The organism is Salinibacterium amurskyense, from assembly GCF_002797685.1.
Classification (GTDB): domain Bacteria; phylum Actinomycetota; class Actinomycetes; order Actinomycetales; family Microbacteriaceae; genus Rhodoglobus; species Rhodoglobus amurskyensis.
Window position 1 is genome coordinate 1,202,469 of the sequence record NZ_PGFH01000001.1, and the last position, 20,700, is coordinate 1,223,168.

A 20,700-nucleotide genomic window follows, 5' to 3' on the forward strand; every position below is an offset into this window, starting at 1 on the left:
AGCCTCGTTCACTGCTGTGCTGCGACGCGACGCTTGAGTCATGGCAGCAAAAGATGAACTCGGCGCCCGTGGCGAACAGCTCGCGACCGACCACCTGACTAGTGCAGGGCTTGAGATCCTCGACCGCAATTGGCGGTGTTCGCAGGGGGAACTCGACATTGTGGCGCGCGAGCGCGACGAGCTAGTTTTCGTCGAGGTCAAAACTCGCTCGAGTGTGATGTTTGGGCATCCCTTCGAGTCAATCACTGCCACCAAACTCGCGCGGCTGCGGCGACTCGCTGCGGCCTGGTGTGATGATCATCCGGGATCTGGTGCTTCCGTGCGCATTGATGCCATTGCGGTAATCGTGCCGTCTCGTGGCGTCGTTGAGATCGAACAGTTGAAGCGCATCTCGTGATCGGTAGAACGTACGCCGTTTCCCTGCTCGGGCTCGAAGGTGCGATCGTGGAGATCGAAGCAGACCTCTCCAACAACCTTCCCGGGTTCGTCCTTATTGGGTTACCCGACACCGCGCTGGGCGAGGCAAAAGATCGCGTGCGGGCAGCCGCAACGAACTCCGGATGCGGGCTGCCGAATCGCAAAATCACCGTCAACCTGTCGCCGGCTGCGCTTCCCAAACACGGTTCCGGCTTCGACCTCGGAATCGCGCTCGCGGCGCTCGCCGCCTCGGGAACAATCCCGGCAGAATCGATCGACCGAGTGCTCCACATCGGAGAGCTCGGCCTCGACGGGCGCTTGCGGCCAGTGAACGGTGTCTTGCCCGCGGTGCTTGCCGCGTCGCGGGCAGGATTCACGACGGTCATGGTTCCGAGCGGCAACGCCGATGAGGCATCCCTCGTTCCCGACATGCGCGTGATCGCGGTGCCCTCGCTGCGGGATGCCGCCATCTGGCATGGCGGAGAGTTCGAGCCCGAACCGGTCGAGGTAATCACCCGGCCCGCGCCCGAAGCGGCACCCGAGACTTCGGGCGATCTCGCTGACATGATCGGCGGCAGCGACGCGATCGACGCGATGCTCGTTGCTGCCGCCGGAGGCCACCACGTGTTCTTGCTTGGCCCTCCCGGCGCCGGGAAGACCATGCTCGCTGCGCGACTGCCCGGGCTCTTGCCCGATCTCGATCCGCAGGCGGCCCTCGAAGTTTCCTCCATTCGTTCGCTCGCCGGACTCCCGGTCGGCAGTAGCCTCACGACTCGACCACCGCTCGAAGCGCCCCATCACACGGCGACGGCCGCGGCGCTCGTGGGAGGCGGCAGCTCGCAGATACGTCCGGGTGCTGCCGCCCGAGCCTCCGACGGAGTGCTCTTTCTCGACGAAGCGCCCGAGTTTGCACCGGCAGCGCTGGACGCATTGCGGCAACCTCTCGAATCGGGGGTTATCAGCATCCACCGAGCGAATGCGATTGCCCACTTCCCGGGCCGCTTTCAACTCGTGATGGCGGCCAACCCCTGCCCTTGCGGGCAGTGGGGTGCGCGCGACAGCGAGTGCACGTGTCCGCCCAACAGTCGGCGGCGGTATCTCGCACGTCTTTCGGGGCCGCTGCTTGATCGCATCGACATTCAGTTTCGAGTCGAGCGCATCACGAGCGCTCAACTGCGCTTGGCCGGGGAGCGACCCTCGCTCTCTACAGCGGATGCCCGAGCCAAGGTCACCGCTGCTCGCGAGCGTGCCGCGGCTCGCCTCGAAGCTACGCCGTGGCGGCTCAACTCCCACGTGCCGGGTTCCTACTTGCGTGGCCGCGAGTTACGGCTGACACCCAAAGTCACCGCGGGTCTCGACCGCGCTCTCGAGCGCGGAGGCATCACTATGCGCGGGTACGACCGCGTACTCCGTGTCGCGTGGTCGCTTGCCGACCTCGCCGACGATTCCCGACCCGACGACACCCACGTTGGGCAAGCGCTCTACCTCAGAAAGGCTATGTCCCAGTGACCATGTTTGGACTCAAAGAATCAGAAGTAGCCACTCTCGTCAGGGCAGTCAGCGTCGGTGGCGGTGAAGACTTCGACCGCGATGCGATCGAAGAACGTTTCGCCCGCGCCACGTGGAGCGGCTTGGCCGAGCCCGGCGACCGCTTGGCCGGTCGCGCCATCCAACAGCTCGGAGCTGTGCGCGCGCTCACCGCCGTTGTCGAGCACTGGGATCCCGAGCGGTTCGCTGCAACGCTCTCGGCTGACGGCGATGCGGTTGGCGACGACGATATGGCCCAAGCAATCGACCGGTGGATGCCACGGCTCAAGTCGAACACCGCGCTCATCGCTCTGCGTCAGGCCGCCCGTTTCGGCGCTCGGCTACTCACGCCCGACGACACGCTGTGGCCGTCGCGGCTCAACGATCTCGACTGGCACGCCCCCTCGGCGCTGTGGGTTCGTGGAACCGATGAAGCCCTTGCCGGAATCGAACGCGGCATCGCCCTCGTCGGAGCCCGCGCTGCCACCGGCTATGGCGAACACATCACGATGGAGGCTTCCGCCGGGCTCGTGGATCGTGGCTACACGATCGTGTCCGGTGCCGCCTACGGAATCGACGGCATGGCCCACCGCGCTGCTCTAGCCAGTCACGGGCTCACCGTCGCTTTCCTCGCCGGGGGAGTAGACCGTTTCTACCCCAGCGGCCACGACGCGCTTCTCGGCCGCATTGTCGAGAACGGCGTCGTCATTTCGGAGCTCCCGTGCGGCTCACCACCCACCAAGTGGAGGTTTTTGCAGCGCAACAGATTAATAGCTGCGGCGAGCATGGCGACGGTAGTTCTCGAAGCGGGCTGGCGATCCGGTTCTCTCAATACCGCTGGCCACGCGGCCACCTTGGGCCGACCGCTGGGAGCGGTGCCCGGCCCGGTTACCAGCGCCGCCTCCGCGGGCTGTCACCGTCTCATCCGTGACTACGACGCCGTGTGCGTCACCAACCCGGACCAGATGGCGGAACTGGCGCCGCTTGAGCACGCGCTGCTCACCATTGATGAGGTGGCGGGCGCGGAGCAGTCCGCAGCCTCTTCAAGCGCGGGCTCGGATTCCAGCAGCCCGCGTGACACTGACGCGGTCCGTCTTCTCGACGCCCTCAGCGCTCGCAGCGCCCGTTCCGCCGACGATGTAGCCGCGCGCAGCGGGCTCGCAATCTCCACGGTTCGCGCCCAGCTCGGCCTGCTCGAACTCGACGGCCGCGTCACGGAGACCGAGCGCGGTTGGAAGCGTGTGGCATCCGAACGCAGCCGCCGAGCGTGAGCGCAAACTGGTGTCACCGACGGGCGTTTTCGGGCGACTCGAGGCGGATCACGCCTACGATGACCGCCCCCAACATCGCCAGCACCCCCGCTCCCAAGAACAACCACGAGAAGCCGCTTGAGAGTGCGACGGGAGTCGAAGCCCCAGTTTCGAGCAGGGCATCCGTCCGCATCGCGGCCAGGCTTGCCAACACGGCAAGCCCCAACGCCCCACCGATCTGCTGACTCGTGTTCACCAAACCACCAGCGAGACCGGCCTCGCCGCCATCGACACCAGCGACAGCGAGCTGAGTAGCAGTGACGAAGGCGGCCCCCAAACCCACCCCAATCACGAGAGTCGGCCCGAGCAGATTCGAAGCGAAACCGGCATCCGCAGGAGCGAACGACAACCACACCAATCCACTGGCCAGTACAACGAAGGAAACACTGAGTGTGCGTCGCAGCCCCCAGCGGTTCACCGCAACAGGGGCGACCCCTGCGACCACCACCAACGCACCCGCGAGAGGCAGCTGAGTGAGCCCCGCCGTCAGAGCGTCAAAGCCCAGCACAGCTTGCATGAACACCGACAGCGCAAAGAACAACGCGACCATCGTCGCTCCCAACAGCAACATCGCTACGTTGCCGACCGCCACACTTCGGTTCGAGAAAATTGCCAACGGAACCAGCGGTTCGACAGCGCGACGCTCCACCACAATGAACACGGCGGTCAGCGCGACGGCCAGCCCGGCAAGCATCAGCGTGACCGGGTGCAGCACGCCAAGCTGTTCCGTCGCACTGAACATGCCCACCGTCGCCACGAGCGCACCCGTCACCGACACCGCACCGGGAAGATCCAAGACACCGGATGCCGTGCGCTCGTCTCGAGAAATGAGAAACGGAATGGTCGCTAACACCAGCACTCCCACCGGCACGTTCACAAAGAACACCCACTGCCAACCCCACGATGACGTGAGTACACCACCGAGTAGAACACCTGCCGCAGACCCGATGCCCGCGACGCCTCCCCACACGCCCAAAGCGCGGGCCCGGTCACCAGGCTTGGGAAACAGGTGGGTCAGCAAGGCCAGCGCAGCAGGAGCTAGCAATGCTGCTCCTGCGCCCTGCACGGCACGAGCTGCCAGCAACATTCCGCTGGAAGCTGCAAAGCCTGCGGCTGCAGAAGCGAGCACAAATATGATGACGCCCGCCAAGAACACTCGCCGATGGCCCCACCGATCTGCCAGACGACCGCCCAACAAAAGCAGCCCGCCGAACGCGAGCACGTAAGCAGTGATCACCCACGCAAGAGCGGCCGTCGACATCTGCAACTCGACGCCCACGACCGGTAACGCAATATTCACGATCGATGCATCGAGAACTACCAAGAACTGAGCGAGCGCCAGCACACTAAGCGCCCACCAGCGTCTACCGCTGCGAGGCAATCGAGAGGCGCCATCGCTTGCAGATGCAGCACGGCGCGCAGTCCGAGGAGGGAGAGAAGGAACAGTAGACACGAGAACTCCTTGAGGTTGAGATAACGAACGAACAGACAAAAGAACAGACGAGCAGATTGATGAGTGATTGATCACTCACTCTTGGAGAAAGCTAGGCGAACGGCTCCTTGGGGTAAACAAAGAACGGAGGATGAGTGGGAAGAAGGGCGGCGACGCACCCCTCAGCGCGCTGCGCTCAGGGGTGCCGGATGCCGTGGGTCAAGATCTCAGCCCAAGGCTGGGTTTCGCCCTCGACGCCTGCTGTCACGATCAGGTGGCAGAGCTGCCCGTACGCCATGAAGCGCTGCACATCAGCATTGCTGCCGTTCGAGCGTTCCTTTGCAAACGACGTGACGCGAGCCAGGCCTTCCCGCAGCCCGGCCCCGACCTCGGGAATGTGGGTGATCGACTGCGCGTGCACTTGAATACTCAAGAGTCGACGATCCCCAATGAGTTCGGCGTAGGCGTCGGCCATCGCATCGAGGATGCCGGTAGGGGACTGGTCGGATGCGGCATCCGCCCCGCTGCTGAGCGCGGCGATCACTTCGTCGAAGCAGGCTTCGAGTGCGGCAACGAAAAGCGCCTCTTTGCCGGGGAACAATTTGAAGACGTAGGCGGGGGAGATGCGTGCTTCGCGCGCAACGTCGGCGATCGTGGTGCCGTGAAAGCCGCCGCGGGCGAACTCGCTGAGGGCGGCAGCGGCGACGATAGGGCGGCGAAGCTCGGCGGTAGAGAGAGTGGTCGAAGCAGGCATATGAGTGAATGTACACTCACTCATGGCTGGGTGCAATCTTTGTTGCCTGCACAGGGAAGTCGTCGCCGCAAATCGAACCTCAAAGCACTCTGACCGCATGCTGTTGAAAGTTGCACGCCACCGTCGACGGGCGCAAAACTCCTGTGTCTACGCCAAAATCTTGCGAAATCGCCGCACTCTGCGCGGTAACCATTAGAAACTCTTACCTTTTATGTGCGTCGATTGAGATTGTTACTAATCCTTATCTCTGCAAAGGTAGACAGCCAAGCCCACCGCCGCGCAGACGAAAGGCAACACTGTGAACGATCTAACCTTCCAAATTATTGCGATGGTCATTTATATGGCCGCAATGCTCGGTATCGGGTGGTGGGCGTACAAGAGGACAACCGACCTCGATGACTACATGCTCGCAGGCCGCAAGCTCAGCCCCGGCGTTGCTGCGCTCAGCGCTGGCGCATCTGACATGTCCGGCTGGCTGCTCCTCGGACTCCCCGGTGCCTTCTACGTAGGAGGCCTCGTAGAGGGCTGGATCGCAATCGGTCTGACCATCGGTGCCTGGCTCAACTGGAAGTTCGTAGCCCCGCGACTGCGTGCCTACACCGAAGTATCGAAGAACTCGATCACGGTACCGAGCCTCTTCGAGAACCGCCTGCGCGATAAGACGCACATTTTGCGCATCACCGCCGGCATCATCATCCTCGTCTTCTTCACGTTCTATGTCTCCTCCGGAATGGTCGCCGGCGGAAAGTTCTTCGAGAGCGCATTCAACTCTGAGTACCTTCTCGGAATGCTCCTTGTCGGCGGCGTCACCGTTCTCTACACCCTCTTCGGTGGCTTCATCGGTGCGACCTACACGGATGTCGTTCAGGGCATCATGATCTTCCTCGCCCTCATCGCTGTACCGATCATCGGTATCACTCAGGTTGGTGGCGTCGACGGCGCAATTGAGTCAATCCGCGCAGTGAGCACTGAAGAAGTCGACATGCTCAACCTCTTCGGCGGGTCCGCGATTGCCGCAATCTCCGCTGCAGCGTGGGGCCTTGGCTACTTCGGTCAGCCGCACATCCTGGTTCGCTTCATGGCGCTGCGTTCACCCGGGGATGCCGTAGCCGGTCGCCGCATCGGCATCAGCTGGATGATCGTTTCGGTCTTGGGCGCGCTCGCTTCGGCCCTCATCGGTATCGCGTACTTCCAGCAGAACCCCGAGCTCACGCTGGACGACCCCGAGAAGGTCTTCCTTGAGCTTTCGCAGATCTTCTTCCACCCGCTCATCGCCGGTTTCGTTCTCGCTGCAGTGCTCGCCGCTGTGATGAGCACGATTTCCTCGCAGTTGATCGTGTCGTCGTCGGCTCTCGTCGAGGACCTCTTCAAGATCATCGCGAAGAAGGAAGCAACTCCGAAGGCACAGGTTGTTCTTGGTCGCATTGGTGTTCTCGTCGTCTCGGTTGTCGCGATCATCATCGCGCTTGACCCGAAGGCGTCTGTGCTCGACCTTGTCGGTTACGCCTGGGCTGGCTTCGGTGCCGCGTTCGGACCGATCGTCTTGCTGTCACTCTTCTGGCGCAAGCTCACCGCGCCCGGCGCTATCGCCGGAATGATCGCCGGTGCCGTCACCGTCGTCATCTGGGGCAACAGCGATGCGCTCTCCGGTGTCATGTACGAAATCGTGCCCGGCTTCATCCTCAACATCGTTGTCGCGATCGTCGTGAGCTTGTTCACCTTCAAGCACAGCGACAACATCGTCACAGAGTTTGACTCCGCCGTCGAAGGTGTTCGCACCGGAACGGTCACGTTGCCGGTCTTCGACAAGAAGGACTAGTTCTGCGCGATCGACTAGCGCCCCACCGGGCGTAGTAAGTACAGGATGCCCGTCGACCACAGCTGTGGCGGCGGGCATCCTGCGTTAACTGGCACGATTTGAGCACGCGGGCATTCGCACCGCCTCGCGAATGCCCTATTGAATGACACCAGGCAGGCCTAGGCTGGGCGTGTGATTCAACTAGGTCAGTACCCTGCCCCCAGCCACGTCATCGCTCACGTGAGTGACACCCATTTGCTTGCGGGCGGCCGACCGCTCTACGGGGCGGTCAACACGATCGAGCACCTCGAGCAAGCTCTTGCCCAACTCGAGCGATCGACTGCCAACCCGCAAGCGATCGTCTTCACCGGGGACCTCGCCGATCTGGGGGAGCCCGACGCCTACGTACGTCTTCGCGAAATTGTGGAGCCCGCCGCAAAGCGCATGAACGCGGAAATCATCTGGGTCATGGGCAATCACGACGAGCGCGACCAGTACTCCAAGCTCCTTTTCGATGACGAATCGGATGCTCCGCAAGACCGGGTCTACATGATCGACGGGCTGCGCATCATCTCCTTCGACACCACGGTGCCGGGTTACCACCACGGCGACATTAGCGACGAGCAGTTGGAGTGGCTGCGGGCCGAACTGGCAACCCCCGCACCGCACGGCACGCTGCTCGCTGTGCATCATCCACCGATCCCCACCCCCATGCTCGAAGCAATGGGCATGCTCGAATTGCAGCGCCAAGAGCGCCTGGCGGAGGTGCTGCAGGGCAGCGACGTACGCGCGATTCTGGCAGGGCATTTGCACTACTCCACCCACTCGACCTTCGCGGGCATTCCCGTCTCGGTCGCTTCGGCGACGTGTTACACGCTCGACTTGAGCGCCGAAGATCGGCTGCTTTCGGGCGTCGACTATGGCCAGGCCGTGAACGTGGTGCACGTGTACGAGAAGCAAACCGTCCACTCGATCATCCCGGTGGGCGACACCGCGGAGATCACGGGTCACTCAGCAGAAGCGTGGGCACAGATCGAGGCGATGACTCCCGAGCAGCGGCTCGAAACATTCTCGGCCAAGAACTCCACCTTCAATGCTGCTGAAGTTGCTGCCTCCGACTAAAGCGCCGACGAGTGCGCGGTAGCTGTCGTCGTGAGGCACCTCGTGCATTACGTACCCAGTTGAGCGTGAAATCATTGCGGTATGACTTTGGGCTCGACACACACTGCACCGACACACACTGCACCGACCACACGCATCGAACAAGAGCAGCGCGAGATTTCGCCCGAGTTTGTCACCGACACCATTAAGGTGCTCACGAGTCACGAGTCGATTCGTAGCTTCGAAGAGACGCCGCTTGCGGCGGAAGTTCTCGAGGCCATTCTGGTCTCGGCTCGCAGCGCGCCGACATCGTCAAATCTTCAAGCCTTCAGCATCATTGTCGTTGAGGATGCCGAACGTCGTGCCCGCCTGGCCCACCTTGTCGGCGACCAGCGCTACGTCGCCGAGGCTCCCGTCATGCTCATCTTCTGTGCAGACGTGTCGCGGTTCCACTACCTGGCCGAGCGTCAGGGGCGCGCTTTCGGGGCAGACAATCTCGAGATGTTCTTGACGGCATCCGTCGATGCCACGCTTGCGCTTCAGAACGCGCTCGTCGCCGCCGAATCCTTGGGGCTCGGCACCGTGCCCATCGGATCGGTGCGCAATAGCCCGAGCGCGATCGCCGAAGAGCTGGGGCTGCCGCAGGGCGTCTTTGCCGTGGCGGGGCTCACGATCGGGTATCCGAAAGAGGGCGTTCGGCGGGGCACAAAGCCGCGCCTGTCCAGCGAGGCCGTCGTGCACCGCGAGCAATACTCCAGTGCGGATGTCGAAAAGCACGTGCGGGAGTACGACGACGTCATGATCGCCAACGGCCTCTATGCGGGGCGCCAGGTTGGCGGCGGTGCTGCTGACATTCCGGATGCCGAATACGGCTGGGCTGAGCACACTGCTCGCCGCACGAGCAAGCCCGATGGGGTGACCGGGCCGTCCGCTGCCCTGCGCGATCATCTCAAGGCCGAAGTTGAGGCGCGCGGCTTTCCGATTCGCTAGCCGGCAACCTTCGCGGACTCGGCGCGGCTAGATCGCGCCACCGCAACAAGAATGAGCGGCTGAGCCACCTTCATGAGTGCCCAAACCAATTTGTAGCGGATGCTCGGAACCGAGAGTCCGCGACCGCGGGCTGCCGCGCGCAGAGCCGAGCGAACCACGAAGTCCGCGTTGAGCCACATCCACTTCGGTGCCATGTCGGAGCGTTCGATGCCGAGGCGGGCATGAAATTCGGTGCGAACGAAACCGGGCGCGACCGCACTGAAAGTCACACCGCGGTGGCGGTAGTGCGCATTAGCCCAGCGGCTGAAGCTCAGCGGCCACGTCTTAGCGGCTGCATACATTCCGAGCGGCGCCCCTCCTGCGATACTCGCGACCGTCAGGATGGTGCCTGAGCCTCGGGCGAGCATGCCCCCGAGCGCAGCGTGGCTGAGGCGCATGGGCACCGTGGCCAAGATCTCGAGCATCCGCTCTTCGTCATCGACGGAGTTCTTTTCGAACTCCTGCGCAAGGCCGTAGCCCGCGTTATTCACGAGATAGCTCACCGGATGCTCCGTGGAAGCGAGCCGCTCTTCAACCGTTGCCCGCTGCTCCGGGTTAGTGAGGTCGGCGCCGAGCACCTCAACGTGCACGCCGAAAGCCGAGCGCAGCGACTCCGCCACACTCTCGAGGCGAGCGCGGTCGCGCGCCACCAGAATCAGGTTGTGGCCGGCTGAGGCGAGCTGGCGGGCGAACTCTGCGCCCAGCCCTGAGGTCGCTCCCGTCACGAGAGCGGTGCCGACGTGCTGCGCTGAAGATGGAGTGGTCATCCCGAAACGCTATCGCGTCGTACACGAATGTCTGCAGCATGCCGCACGATAGACACGTGAACCTGCACCGGCTCGTGGATGTGTTTGTCGAGTACCTCTCGGCAGACCGCGGCTTTAGCGTGCATACGATCCGCTCGTATCGTTCCGATCTCACCACGCTTGTCGATTTTGCTGCTGAGCGCGCTGCGACGATACCTGCCGATCTCGATCTCGAGTTGCTGCGCGAGTGGCTCTGGCAGTCGTCGCAAGACGGCCTCGCTAAGGCGACGCTCGCTCGCCGCGCAGCAGCCGCCCGAGCTTTCAGCGCCTGGCTGACTGCTAACCACCACACCGAAGTGGATGCCGCGGCGCGGCTCAAAGCGCCCAAGGCCGAGCGTCATTTGCCCCGGGTTCTCAACCGCGACCAAATGGCCGAGATGTTGCAGAGTGTTGAGGCGCGCGCCTCTTCGTCCGACCCGATTGCGCTGCGGGACAGAGCTATTGTCGAGCTCTTGTACGCTTCGGCACTGCGGGTGAGCGAACTCGTGGGTTTAAGCGCCAACGATGTCGACGATTCGCGACTCACCGTGCGAGTGATGGGTAAGGGCTCGAAGGAACGTGTTGTTCCGTTCGGCATCCCGGCCCAGCGGGCACTCAGTGACTATCTCGAGCGCGGCCGGAGTCAACTGACGACGGAAAGCGGGGGAGCAGCTCCGCTGTTCGTTGGAGCCCGGGGAAAGCGGCTCAGTGCGCGAACGGTGTACGAAGTGATTGCGCACTTGCTGGCCGATGTTCCGGGGTCGGGCGGATCAGGGCCGCACACCTTGCGGCACACGGCGGCCACTCATTTGCTCGATGGCGGCGCCGACTTGCGCGCCGTGCAAGAACTCCTCGGGCACGCGAGTTTGGGCACGACTCAGCTGTACACGCACGTTTCCACCGAGCGCTTGCGTGAAAGCTACCGAACCGCGCATCCACGAGCGTGACAGCGCACCCACGAGCGTGACCGCGCATCCGCGAGCGTGATTGCGCACCCGCGAGCGTGACCGGGCTGGGTAGCGAGACCTCGGGGGCCGAGCTCGCCGGCAGTGCGTGATGTGTGCGGCTAACGCGATCTAGCTGCCGAAAATTGTCGGCCCGACCTGGGTCTCAGGCTTCCACGACGAGCGCCGCGGTCCGGGCGGATCAATCTTGGGCGGGGCGACGGCCGGCTTCGGCGCCGGAATGTCGGCGGGGTCGGGAAGTTGCTCACGATAAATCGTGACGACCTGGTTGAGGTATCGCTCGATGACCTCTTTCTCGGTGTCATCGAAGTTGTCGAGTACGCGGTCGATGCCCATAATCATCGGCATCAAAGTTGCCATAGCGGTTTCAACAGAACGCGGATTGGGTACGACGACGACGCTGCGGCGGTCGGTCGGGTGCTGTTCGCGAGTGACGTGACCGACGCCTATCAGGCGGTCAATCGAGGCGGTAACCGCCGGAGTTGAAATATTGAGGCGGCGCGAAAGTTCAGTCGGGGGCAGCGGCCCACTCATGATCAGGTGTTCCATCGCTTCGAGGTCAGTGGCATTGACGGAGAGCGTGCGGCCGACGTGCTCCTCGAACTCTTCGCTGATGTCGAGGATGTCCCGCAGCAGTTGGGTGGGGCGGCGTGCTTGGGGGCGCTCCATGGCGGGTTCGGTGTGTTGCATGGTGAATACTTTACCTGTATGTTTCTAACTTGTCTAATATCTAGTTAATCGAAGTACTTTGCTTCAGAAGGAGAGCGATGTCTCGCCTCAGGACGTTCATCACCGCCCGAAAGACTTCGTGGATCGTGTTGGTCACCGCATTCCTCGCCGCTGGCGCGATCTTTGCTGCCGGTTCCGGCAATGAAGAGGGCGCACTTCCCGGCGTTGGTCTTCCCGATTCCGCCGAATCAGCCCAGGCCGCTGCTGCGGCAGAAGACCTGCCGGGCGCCGATTCCACAGTCGCGCTGCTCGTCTACACCCGTGAAAGCGGCGATCTCACCGACGACGACATTGCCGCGATCACTGACGCGACGGGTTCGCTGAGCGAACTCTCCGCCGAGGGATTCGTTCCGCCGCCGTCGTTCTCTGACGATGGCACGACAGCCCTCGTCACGGTTCCGCTCGACAAGCTCACTGAAGCGGGCGAACAGGCGGAGCGTGCTGACGAGATTCGCACCGAAGCAAACGCAGACCTCCCCGATGGTCTCTCCGCTCTATTGAGTGGCCCGGAAGGGTTCGCTGTCGACATCGCTGCCGTCTTCGAGGGCGCTGACTTCACTCTTCTCCTCACGACCGTCATCGTGGTCGCTGTGCTGCTGCTCGTCACTTACCGCAGCCCGTGGTTGTGGCTCGTGCCGCTCATCGTGGTGGGTACTGCTGACGGTCTCGCGGGCATCGTTGCCGCTCGCGTTGCCACTCTTGCCGGCATCCAGTTGGATGCTTCCGTCACTGGCATCCTCTCCGTACTCGTTTTCGGTGCTGGTACTAACTACGCGCTCCTGTTGATTGCGCGATACCGCGACGAATTGCGCCTGGTCGAGGATCGCCGTGAAGCCATGTCTCGTGCCCTGCGTGGTGCGGGCCCCGCCATCATCGCCAGCGGTAGCACCGTGGTACTCGCCCTCCTAACGCTCGTGTTTGCCGAGCTTCAGGGCAACCGTGCCCTCGGCATCGCGTGTGCCACGGGTGTAGTTATTGCCATGATCTTTGCACTCGTTGTTCTGCCTGCCGCTCTCGTGCTCTTCGGTCGTGGCCTCTTCTGGCCCTACATTCCCAAGTTCGGCACTGAGGGCAGCGCTGAGCGCGGCGTCTGGCACAAGCTCGGTGTTCTCGTTTCCAAGAAGCCCGTGGTTGTCGCCGTCCTTGGTGCCATTGTGCTCGGAGCGCTCTCCTTGGGCGTGCCGCAGATCAAAATCGGCCTCTCGCAGACTGAGAGCTTCACGCAGGTTCCCGAAGCAGTGCAGGGCCAAGAGCTCATTGCGGATGCCTTCCCCGCCGGCAGCGGTTCGCCGGCGTCGGTCATCGTGAACTCTGACTACGCCGAAGAAGCAGCCCAGGCTGCCGAAGGTGTCGACGGCGTTGATGCTGTTCGAATCGGCGAAAGCACCTCCACGATCACGCAGATCAGTGTGGTGTTGGATGACGCGGCCGAGACTGAAGGGTCGTTCGCCGCTATTGAGGCGCTCCGTGCTGAACTCTCCACAATCGACGGTGCTGACGCGCTCGTCGGTGGGCTGGATGCGCAGGCTCTCGACGTCGAGCGGGCTCAGCAGTCCGACCAAGACTTGGTCATCCCGCTCATCCTCGGCCTCGTATTCATCGTGTTGGTGTTGTTGCTCCGTTCGCTGGTTGCTCCGATCCTGCTGCTGCTCACGGTTGTTGCGTCGTTCTTCGCGAGCCTCGGTGCTAGCTGGTTGCTCTTCCAGACGGTGTTCGACTTCCCGGCGATCGATACGAACGTTGTGCTGTTTAGCTTCCTGTTCTTGGTGGCGCTGGGTGTCGATTACAACATCTTCTTGGTCACTCGCGCTCGAGAAGAAGCTGTCGAATACGGCACTCGCCAGGGCATGATTCGGGCACTCTCGTCGACTGGCGGTGTGATCACGAGTGCCGGTATTCTGCTCGCCGCGGTCTTCGCGGTGCTCGGAGTGCTGCCGCTCATAACGCTCACACAAATCGGAATCATCGTCTGTATCGGTGTACTGCTCGACACCCTCCTCGTGCGAACCGTGATTGTTCCTTCGCTCGCGTTCATGCTGGGGGAGAAGTTCTGGTGGCCGACTCGGGTGATCTCGGTGGGCGCTGAAGTGCGCACTCCGAAGGGATCGGGCAATCACGTTCGTACCCACGCTCCGGCGCACTCGACCGAGCACACTCCGAAGCACGCCGAGGGCGACGCTGCTCCCAAGCACAAAATCGACCACTAAGTCTCCGTTCGGATCACGGAAAACTGGCCCTAGTCGGGTTCCTGCGCTTCGCGCTCGAACCCGGCTAGGGCTTTCTTGTGGGCAAGAGGATCGCGCGCGGAATCGCTCCGAGGTAGTTCAGCGGCGACACGTACTCGCCATTGAGGCGCACGCCAAAATGGAGGCACGAGACGGAGCAGTGCCCTGGCTGCAGTTCGCCCACAATCTCACCCTGCGCCACGGGGTCGCCTCGAGCCAGCGCGCTCGTTACAGGCTCGTAGCTCGTGATGAGTCCGCCCGAATGCCGAATCGACAACACCGGGCGATCGACAACGGTGCCGGCGAAGTGCACCACGCCCGCGGCTGGAGCCCGCACCTCGATTGACGCACCGGCACCGATGTCGATCCCGCGATGTCCAGCAGAGTAGGGGGTTTCGGGCGCGATATAGGGCCGGATGATCGGATGCGGTGCCTCCACCGGCCAACTCCACCCGGCTTCAGCGCTCACGGGGGCGCTCGCGCCGGTCACCACGGCGATGAGAATGGCAAGAATCATGCACAACGGGGCTCGAATCATCCACCCAGTGTCGAGAATTCACGCGGGGCTCGTCGCGAGAAAACCGCTTCCGGGGAAAACGGAAATCAGTGACGTTGTTGTGGGGGAGCGATGGTATGATTTTGGCAGCACCGCGTGTATTCGCGGTGACTACGCGTGCCCCGTTGCAGTACAACTACTTCAACACACGGCCGCTATCTCCACTCAGTCCCCTTTCGTGCAGCACTGCGATCGGGGCGGAGGTATGCCCGGGCACTAGGATTCGCGCCAACCGGTAGCGAGTATTAACTGAGAAGGCCATTGCCGCCATGCGCGCCAGTGAGCCAGAAAAGGAGAACGGCCATGGCCGTCGTAACCATCCGCGAGCTGCTCGACAGCGGCGTACACTTCGGACACCAGACTCGTCGTTGGAACCCGAAAATGAAGCGCTTTATTCTGACCGAGCGCTCGGGCAGCCACATCATTGACCTTCAGCAGTCGCTGGGTCACATCGACGCAGTTTACGACTACGTCAAGGAGACCGTCGCACACGGCGGAACCATCCTCTTCGTTGGTACCAAGAAGCAGGCACAGGGTTCCATCGCGGAGCAGGCACTGCGCGTAGGCCAGCCCTACGTCAACCAGCGCTGGCTCGGTGGACTCCTCACCAACTTCCAGACGGTTTCCAAGCGTCTTGCGCGCATGAAGGAACTCGAAGAGGTCGACTTCGACGACACCACTCGTGGTTTCACCAAGAAGGAACTCCTCATTCAGAAGCGCGAGCTTGTGAAGCTGCAGAAGAGCCTCGGTGGTATCCGTAACCTCACGAAGACCCCTTCGGCCATCTGGATCGTCGACACCAAGAAGGAGCACCTCGCCATTGACGAGGCTCACAAGCTTGGTATCCCGGTTATCGCCATCCTCGACACCAACTGCGACCCCGACGACGTTGCGTACCCGATCCCGGGTAACGACGACGCCATCCGCTCGGTTGGTCTCCTCACTCGCATCGTCGCTGACGCTGCTGCTGAGGGCCTCATCCAGCGTCACCAGAAGCCAGAAGAGGGCAAAGAAGTAGAGCCCATGGCTGCATGGGAAGCTGAACTTCTTGGCCAGGCTGACGCAGATGCTGCTGCAGCAAAGACCGAAGAGCCCAAGGCTGACGAAGCAAAGGCTGAAGAGCCCAAGGCTGACAAGGACGAGGCAAAGGCTGATGACGCTGCTGCTAAGCCCGCAGCAAAGAAGACCCCCGCGAAGGCTGCAGATGCAGCTGACGACAAGAAGTAAGGATTCGAACAATGGCAGACTTTAGCCTCGAAGACCTCAAGACCCTGCGCGAGCGCCTCGGCACCGGCATGGTCGAAACGAAGAACGCTCTCGTTGAGGCAGGCGGTGACCTCGAGAAGGCCACTGAGCTTCTTCGTCTGCGCGGTGCCAAGAGCAACGCCAAGCGTTCCGACCGTTCCACCAGCGAAGGCCTCATCGCCGCACAGTCCGCTGGATCAGCAACGACCATCATCGAGCTCGCCTGCGAGACCGACTTCGTAGCAAAGGGCGACAAGTTTGTTGCTCTCGGCGAAGCCGTTGTTGCAGCCGTTTCGGCCGCTGGTGCTTCGACTGTTGAAGAGGGCCTCGCAGCAACTGCGGGCTCGGCTACGGTTGCAGACCTGATCAGCGACGAAGCAGCAATCCTCGGTGAGAAGATCGAGCTGCGCCGCTTGGCCAAGCTCGAGGGCGACTCGTTCGAGATCTACATGCACCGCACCAACAAGGACCTGCCTCCGCAGGTTGGCGTTGTTGTCGCGTACACGGGTGACGATGCAGAGACCGCTCGCGGAATCGCTCAGCACATCTCGTTCGCTGCTCCTTCCTACCTCTCGCGCGACGACGTTCCGGCAGAAGATGTCGAGAACGAGCGTCGCATCGTTGAGGAAATCAGCCGCGGAGAGGGCAAGCCTGACGCTGCTCTTCCCAAGATCGTAGAAGGCCGTCTCGGCGCATTCTTCAAGCAGGTTTCGCTGCTTGACCAGGATTACGCTCGTGACAACAAGCTCTCGATCGCTAAGGTCGCCGAAGCTGCAGGCATCACCGTTACCGGTTTTGCTCGCTTCAAGGTAGGCGCCTAACACTCAGTGTGATGAAGGCCCGAGGCTCTATTGCCTCGGGCCTTTATTGTGCGCGCACCACCGGTGGCGGCCCAGCGCGGCTTGCGGCGAATCTGCTGTGCGCTCGTGCTGAAGGCACCACAACGCAATAGCCTGTATATGAACATCAACACGGAAAGAAGACGATGACAACTCAACGCAAACGCCGAGTGCTACTGAAACTATCGGGAGAAGCGTTCGGTGGTGGTCAGCTGGGTGTGAACCCGGATGTTGTCTCGGCACTCGCCAAGGAAATCGCTGCGGCATCCGCCCAGGTAGAAATCGCGATTGTCGTTGGTGGAGGTAACTTCTTCCGTGGAGCCGAACTGAGCCAGCGCGGTATGGACCGTGGCCGTGCTGACTACATGGGCATGTTGGGCACCGTCATGAACGCCCTCGCCCTTCAAGACTTCTTGGAGCAGGCCGGCGTAGCAACGCGCGTGCAGTCTGCCATTGCCATGACTCAGGTCGCTGAACCGTACATTCCGTTGCGTGCAGAGCGTCACCTCGAAAAGGGTCGCGTTGTTATCTTCGGTGCGGGCGCTGGCCTGCCTTACTTCTCGACCGACACAGTGGCCGCCCAGCGTGCCCTCGAAATCGGTGCCGAAGAAGTGCTCGTTGCTAAAAATGGTGTGGATGGCGTCTACGACGCTGACCCCCGCAACAACCCCGATGCCCGCAAGCTCGAGTCAATCAGCTTCCAAGACGCTCTCGTTCAGGGCTTGAAGGTTGTTGACTCGACTGCGTTCAGCCTGTGCATGGATAACTCGATGCCGATGCTCGTGTTCGGCATGGAGCCGGCCGGAAACCTCACGCGCGCCATTGTCGGTGAACAGATCGGCACTCGCGTGCACGGATAGCGCTCTGCTATTCGAAAACCCACCAAGCTAAACGATTTCCGAGTGCCGCGCAACGGTTGTAGTAACGACCTCACGCTAAACTCGGGTAAGACCTAGAGGAGTGCCCCCGTGATCAGTGATGTTCTAGCCGAGGCTAGCGAAAAGATGAACAAGGCAGTGGATGCTGCCAAAGAAGACTTCAGCACGGTGCGTACCGGCCGCGCTAACCCGGCGCTGTTCCAGAAGGTCCTCGTGGACTATTACGGAACACCGACCCCGTTGCAGCAGTTGGCTTCGATGGTAAACCAAGAGGCTCGTACTCTGATCATCACGCCGTTCGACAAATCAGCTCTCAAAGACATTGAGAAGGCGATTGCTGCAGCCCACCACATTGGTGCCAGCGTCGGCAACGACGGAAACGTCATCCGTGCCACGCTGCCGGAACTCACCGAAGAGCGTCGCAAGGACTTCGTCAAGGTTGTTCGCGAGAAGGCTGAGCAGGCTCGTGTCTCGCTCCGCAACGTGCGCCGCAAGGCAAAAGACGACCTCGACGCGCTGACCGAGGTCGGCGAAGACGAGATTGCTCGCGCAGAAAAAGAACTCGAAGCGAGCACGAAGGCTCACGTTGACGCGATCGACGACGCACTCAAGCGCAAAGAAGCTGAGTTGCTCGAGGTCTAATGGTTTCTGAATTCGAAGCTCAGGTTCGAGCAACAAACGACAAGATCAACGCCCGCACTGGGCGTCCTTTGGCGATGGCAATCATCGTTGGATTGGCTTTGGGTCTGTCGTTGTTGTTCAGCCTGATCTTCGTCAAAGAGCTCTTCATGCTCTTTGCCGGAGTGCTCGTCGCGTTCACCGCGTTCGAGCTGGCGAGTGCGCTTCGTTTCTCCGGACTCAAGATTCCCCGTGTCGGAGCGGTAATCGCTGCCGTCGCGGTGGTGCCCGCATCGTTCTACTGGCATGCGGAAGGTCAGTGGTACATCACGCTGGCCGGCATCGCCTTCATGTGGGTCTGGCGACTGGTCGAAGTGGCCATTCTGCCGAGCCATCGAGGTTCAGTGCGTTCGATTATGCGAGACCTCGGCGCCGGCGTCTTCGTGATGCTGTACGTGGCGTTCCTGGCGAGTTTCACTGTGATACTCACGTCGGAAGACGGCGGCCAGTGGTGGACTCTCGCCATGTTGATCGTCGTGGTGGTCAGCGATATTGGTGCGTACGCCAGCGGATTGTCGTTCGGTAAGCATCCGATGGCTCCCACCATCAGCCCGAACAAGACGTGGGAGGGATTCGCTGGTGCAGCTGCTGCTGCCGTTACTGCCGGTGTGCTACTCGCGCTCTTTATGATCGACCAGCCGTGGTGGGTGGGGCTCATCTTCGGCCTCGTTATTCTCGGCACCGCAACGATGGGTGATCTCGCTGAATCGCTCATCAAACGAGACCTCGGCATCAAGGACATCAGCACGTGGCTGCCCGGCCACGGAGGCTTCCTCGACCGCGTAGATTCGTCACTTTTGTCGGCCGCAGCCGGCTACGCGCTGTTTCTCATCTTTGCGTAAGGCAGAATAGAACCGTGAGCACCACATTTCCCCGCAGCCGTAAGTCAAAGTTGGGGTACAACGTCGACCAGGTCGAGGACTTCCTCGAAGAGGCGCGTCGTGCCTACACCGCCGATCGAAGCGACTCTTCTGTAGTGTCGTCGCGCAGCATTCGCAAGCTGGCGTTTGCCATGCAAAAGGGCGGCTATTCGCCCCTTCACGTCGACTCAGCGCTGGAACGCCTCGAGGATGCCTTTGCCGCTCGCGAACGCGACCGTGCGATTGCGGAGCTCGGCGAGACCGCGTGGTACGCCAATGCCCGTGCGGAAGCGCAGGAGATTCTGAACCGCCTCGCCCGTCACGACGGCAAAAAATTCTCTAAGGTGAGCTCGTTCACGATGGGGTACTCGGTCAAGGACGTGGATGCCTTCGCTCAAGAGCTAGCCAACTACTTTCAGCACGGTGCGCCACTCACGATTGACCGCGTTCGTACCGTTGCTTTCCGCAGCGCCAAGGGCGGTTACCGCGAGGCCCAAGTTGACTACCTGCTCGACTCGGTAATCGACGTCATGCTGGCTGTTCGCTAGTTCTCTCTGTTTTTTCAGGTCTGTCGACTAACATCGCTCATACTTTGTTTATTAATTCGCGAACGGCAATCATCCGCGCTCAGGCTAAAAGCCAGGGTGCGGATCTTTCTGGGCGCCACAAACGTGTGTCGTGGAGCCTCCCGGTCTTCGCTTCCGTCGTGAGCTTGGGCTTCGTTGCCACCCTCATGATGGCTGCTCCCACACCCGCGAGCGTCGTTTCTGCGGCTCCTGCACCGGTCAGCTCGATCGAGCGCGCTGAAGTGCAATCGCTCACCGTGGCCGAGGGATTCGTCAACGAAGTATCGCGCGACAAGCTTGCCATCAAAGAAATTGTCGTTGAACCGGTTCTCCCGGCTGCACCTGTTGCTCCGGCAGCAGGAACCCCTGACCCGGGCACTGCGCAGGCGATCGCTCAGTCCATGCTCACTGCTCGCGGGCTCGGCGCCGGGGAATACAGTTGCCTCGTGAGCCTGTGGAACCGCGAATCGGGCTGGAACGTCTACGCACAAAACCCGTCGAGTGGTGCTTACGGCATCCCGCAGTCCTTGCCGGGCAGCAAGATGGCCACGGCTGGCGCCGACTGGGCCACCAACCCTGCCACTCAGATCTCGTGGGGCCTCAGCTACATTGAAGGCCGCTACGGCACTCCCTGCGGCGCGTGGGCTCACTCAGAGTCCAACGGCTGGTACTAGACCGCTTCGCGTCACCGCATAAGCTTGAGTTATGCCTCGTTCCAATCGTCCCCGCGGGCGACGTCGCCCCGATGATGATGAGAGCAATGACCTGAGCCATGTGCTCTTTGGTTCGCGCCGCACTGAGGTCAAACGAGACGGCGCGTGGAACGTTCAACCGGTTTCACCCACGAACGCCGTCAAGAACTACACGTGTCCCGGATGCTCGCAGACCATCTCTCAGGGCACTGCCCACACGGTGACGTGGCGAGCTGACGGCATCATGGGCGAAGCCGACGACTTGGCAGCGCGCCGCCATTGGCACCAGCACTGCTGGAAGATCAGATTGTGAG

The 20,700-nt window shown here is 61.8% G+C and carries 21 protein-coding genes; 16 read left to right on the top strand and 5 right to left on the bottom strand.

The annotated features are described in order from the left end of the window. The first annotated feature begins 40 nt into the window (after positions 1–40). From CLV85_RS05715 to dprA, 3 genes are read left to right on the top strand one after another with little or no spacing between them, the layout of a single operon-like run. Positions 41–397, top strand: a complete 357-nt coding sequence (locus tag CLV85_RS05715; RefSeq protein WP_100388603.1) for a YraN family protein — start codon at positions 41–43, stop codon at positions 395–397. Next, a complete protein-coding gene (locus CLV85_RS05720; RefSeq protein ID WP_100388604.1) occupies positions 394–1,926 on the top strand; it encodes a YifB family Mg chelatase-like AAA ATPase in 1,533 nt (510 codons plus the stop codon). Before CLV85_RS05715 ends, CLV85_RS05720 begins: the two co-directional genes overlap by 4 nt. Beyond that, entirely contained in the window at positions 1,923–3,215 is a 1,293-nt protein-coding gene (gene dprA, locus CLV85_RS05725) for a DNA-processing protein DprA (RefSeq protein WP_189621829.1), read from the top strand. Before CLV85_RS05720 ends, dprA begins: the two co-directional genes overlap by 4 nt. A gap of 13 nt (positions 3,216–3,228) precedes the next feature. Here the strand turns inward: dprA and CLV85_RS05730 are convergent, their stop codons facing one another. Next, the gene (locus tag CLV85_RS05730) at positions 3,229–4,599 is read right to left on the bottom strand and encodes an MFS transporter (RefSeq protein ID WP_229820297.1); all 1,371 of its coding nucleotides are present in this window, start codon (positions 4,597–4,599) and stop codon (positions 3,229–3,231) included. Between the two features lie 283 nt (positions 4,600–4,882). Further along, a complete protein-coding gene (locus tag CLV85_RS05735) occupies positions 4,883–5,440 on the bottom strand; it encodes a TetR/AcrR family transcriptional regulator (protein ID WP_100388607.1) in 558 nt (185 codons plus the stop codon). A 298-nt stretch (positions 5,441–5,738) separates the two neighbouring features. On the opposite strand from CLV85_RS05735, the gene putP reads away from it, so the two are divergent. The 3 genes from putP to CLV85_RS05750 all read left to right on the top strand — a co-directional run bounded on the left by putP (position 5,739) and on the right by CLV85_RS05750 (position 9,329). Next, positions 5,739–7,259, top strand: coding sequence for a sodium/proline symporter PutP (gene putP / locus CLV85_RS05740; protein ID WP_100388608.1), 1,521 nt, complete (start codon positions 5,739–5,741; stop codon positions 7,257–7,259). 171 nt (positions 7,260–7,430) lie between these two features. After that, on the top strand, positions 7,431–8,360 hold the full coding sequence (locus CLV85_RS05745; protein WP_100388609.1) for a phosphodiesterase: 930 nt from the start codon (positions 7,431–7,433) through the stop codon (positions 8,358–8,360). Between the two features lie 81 nt (positions 8,361–8,441). Continuing rightward, positions 8,442–9,329 (top strand): NADPH-dependent oxidoreductase, encoded by an 888-nt coding sequence (locus CLV85_RS05750; protein ID WP_100388610.1) that lies wholly within the window; start codon positions 8,442–8,444, stop codon positions 9,327–9,329. Here the strand turns inward: CLV85_RS05750 and CLV85_RS05755 are convergent. Beyond that, positions 9,326–10,135 (bottom strand): SDR family NAD(P)-dependent oxidoreductase, encoded by an 810-nt coding sequence (locus tag CLV85_RS05755; RefSeq protein ID WP_100388611.1) that lies wholly within the window; start codon positions 10,133–10,135, stop codon positions 9,326–9,328. The two genes, CLV85_RS05750 and CLV85_RS05755, sit on opposite strands and share 4 nt — an antisense overlap. Positions 10,136–10,191: 56 nt before the next feature. Here CLV85_RS05755 and CLV85_RS05760 point away from each other — a divergent pair, with 56 nt between their 5' ends. After that, positions 10,192–11,100, top strand: coding sequence for a tyrosine recombinase XerC (locus tag CLV85_RS05760; protein WP_244899824.1), 909 nt, complete (start codon positions 10,192–10,194; stop codon positions 11,098–11,100). A 129-nt stretch (positions 11,101–11,229) separates the two neighbouring features. Here the strand turns inward: CLV85_RS05760 and CLV85_RS05765 are convergent, their stop codons facing one another. Further along, a complete protein-coding gene (locus CLV85_RS05765; protein WP_100388613.1) occupies positions 11,230–11,808 on the bottom strand; it encodes a MarR family winged helix-turn-helix transcriptional regulator in 579 nt (192 codons plus the stop codon). 77 nt (positions 11,809–11,885) lie between these two features. Between CLV85_RS05765 and CLV85_RS05770 the strand changes: the two genes are divergently transcribed. Next, a complete protein-coding gene (locus CLV85_RS05770; protein WP_229820295.1) occupies positions 11,886–14,054 on the top strand; it encodes an MMPL family transporter in 2,169 nt (722 codons plus the stop codon). Between the two features lie 64 nt (positions 14,055–14,118). Here CLV85_RS05770 and CLV85_RS05775 read toward each other — a convergent pair whose 3' ends face one another. Next, positions 14,119–14,610 (bottom strand): M23 family metallopeptidase, encoded by a 492-nt coding sequence (locus CLV85_RS05775; protein WP_100388614.1) that lies wholly within the window; start codon positions 14,608–14,610, stop codon positions 14,119–14,121. Positions 14,611–14,931: 321 nt separating this feature from the next. On the opposite strand from CLV85_RS05775, the gene rpsB reads away from it, so the two are divergent. The 8 genes from rpsB (at position 14,932) to CLV85_RS05815 (ending at position 20,699) form a co-directional block, all read left to right on the top strand. After that, positions 14,932–15,855 carry a 30S ribosomal protein S2 gene (rpsB, locus tag CLV85_RS05780; RefSeq protein ID WP_100388615.1) on the top strand — a complete coding sequence of 308 codons (924 nt, stop codon included), beginning with the start codon at positions 14,932–14,934 and terminating at the stop codon, positions 15,853–15,855. An 11-nt stretch (positions 15,856–15,866) separates the two neighbouring features. Next, the gene (gene tsf / locus CLV85_RS05785; protein WP_100388616.1) at positions 15,867–16,694 is read left to right on the top strand and encodes a translation elongation factor Ts; all 828 of its coding nucleotides are present in this window, start codon (positions 15,867–15,869) and stop codon (positions 16,692–16,694) included. A 164-nt stretch (positions 16,695–16,858) separates the two neighbouring features. Further along, positions 16,859–17,572 carry a UMP kinase gene (gene pyrH, locus CLV85_RS05790; protein ID WP_100388617.1) on the top strand — a complete coding sequence of 238 codons (714 nt, stop codon included), beginning with the start codon at positions 16,859–16,861 and terminating at the stop codon, positions 17,570–17,572. Between the two features lie 108 nt (positions 17,573–17,680). Further along, positions 17,681–18,232 (top strand): ribosome recycling factor, encoded by a 552-nt coding sequence (gene frr / locus CLV85_RS05795; protein ID WP_100388618.1) that lies wholly within the window; start codon positions 17,681–17,683, stop codon positions 18,230–18,232. Beyond that, positions 18,232–19,110: a phosphatidate cytidylyltransferase gene (locus CLV85_RS05800; RefSeq protein ID WP_100388619.1), complete on the top strand. Its 879-nt coding sequence runs from the start codon at positions 18,232–18,234 to the stop codon at positions 19,108–19,110. The genes frr and CLV85_RS05800 overlap by 1 nt, the downstream gene beginning before the upstream one ends. A 14-nt stretch (positions 19,111–19,124) precedes the next feature. After that, on the top strand, positions 19,125–19,676 hold the full coding sequence (locus CLV85_RS05805) for a DivIVA domain-containing protein (protein WP_100388620.1): 552 nt from the start codon (positions 19,125–19,127) through the stop codon (positions 19,674–19,676). A gap of 44 nt (positions 19,677–19,720) precedes the next feature. Further along, positions 19,721–20,368, top strand: coding sequence for an aggregation-promoting factor C-terminal-like domain-containing protein (locus CLV85_RS05810; RefSeq protein ID WP_229820292.1), 648 nt, complete (start codon positions 19,721–19,723; stop codon positions 20,366–20,368). A 31-nt stretch (positions 20,369–20,399) separates the two neighbouring features. Next, on the top strand, positions 20,400–20,699 hold the full coding sequence (locus CLV85_RS05815) for a hypothetical protein (protein WP_100388621.1): 300 nt from the start codon (positions 20,400–20,402) through the stop codon (positions 20,697–20,699). Position 20,700: the final 1 nt, after the last annotated feature.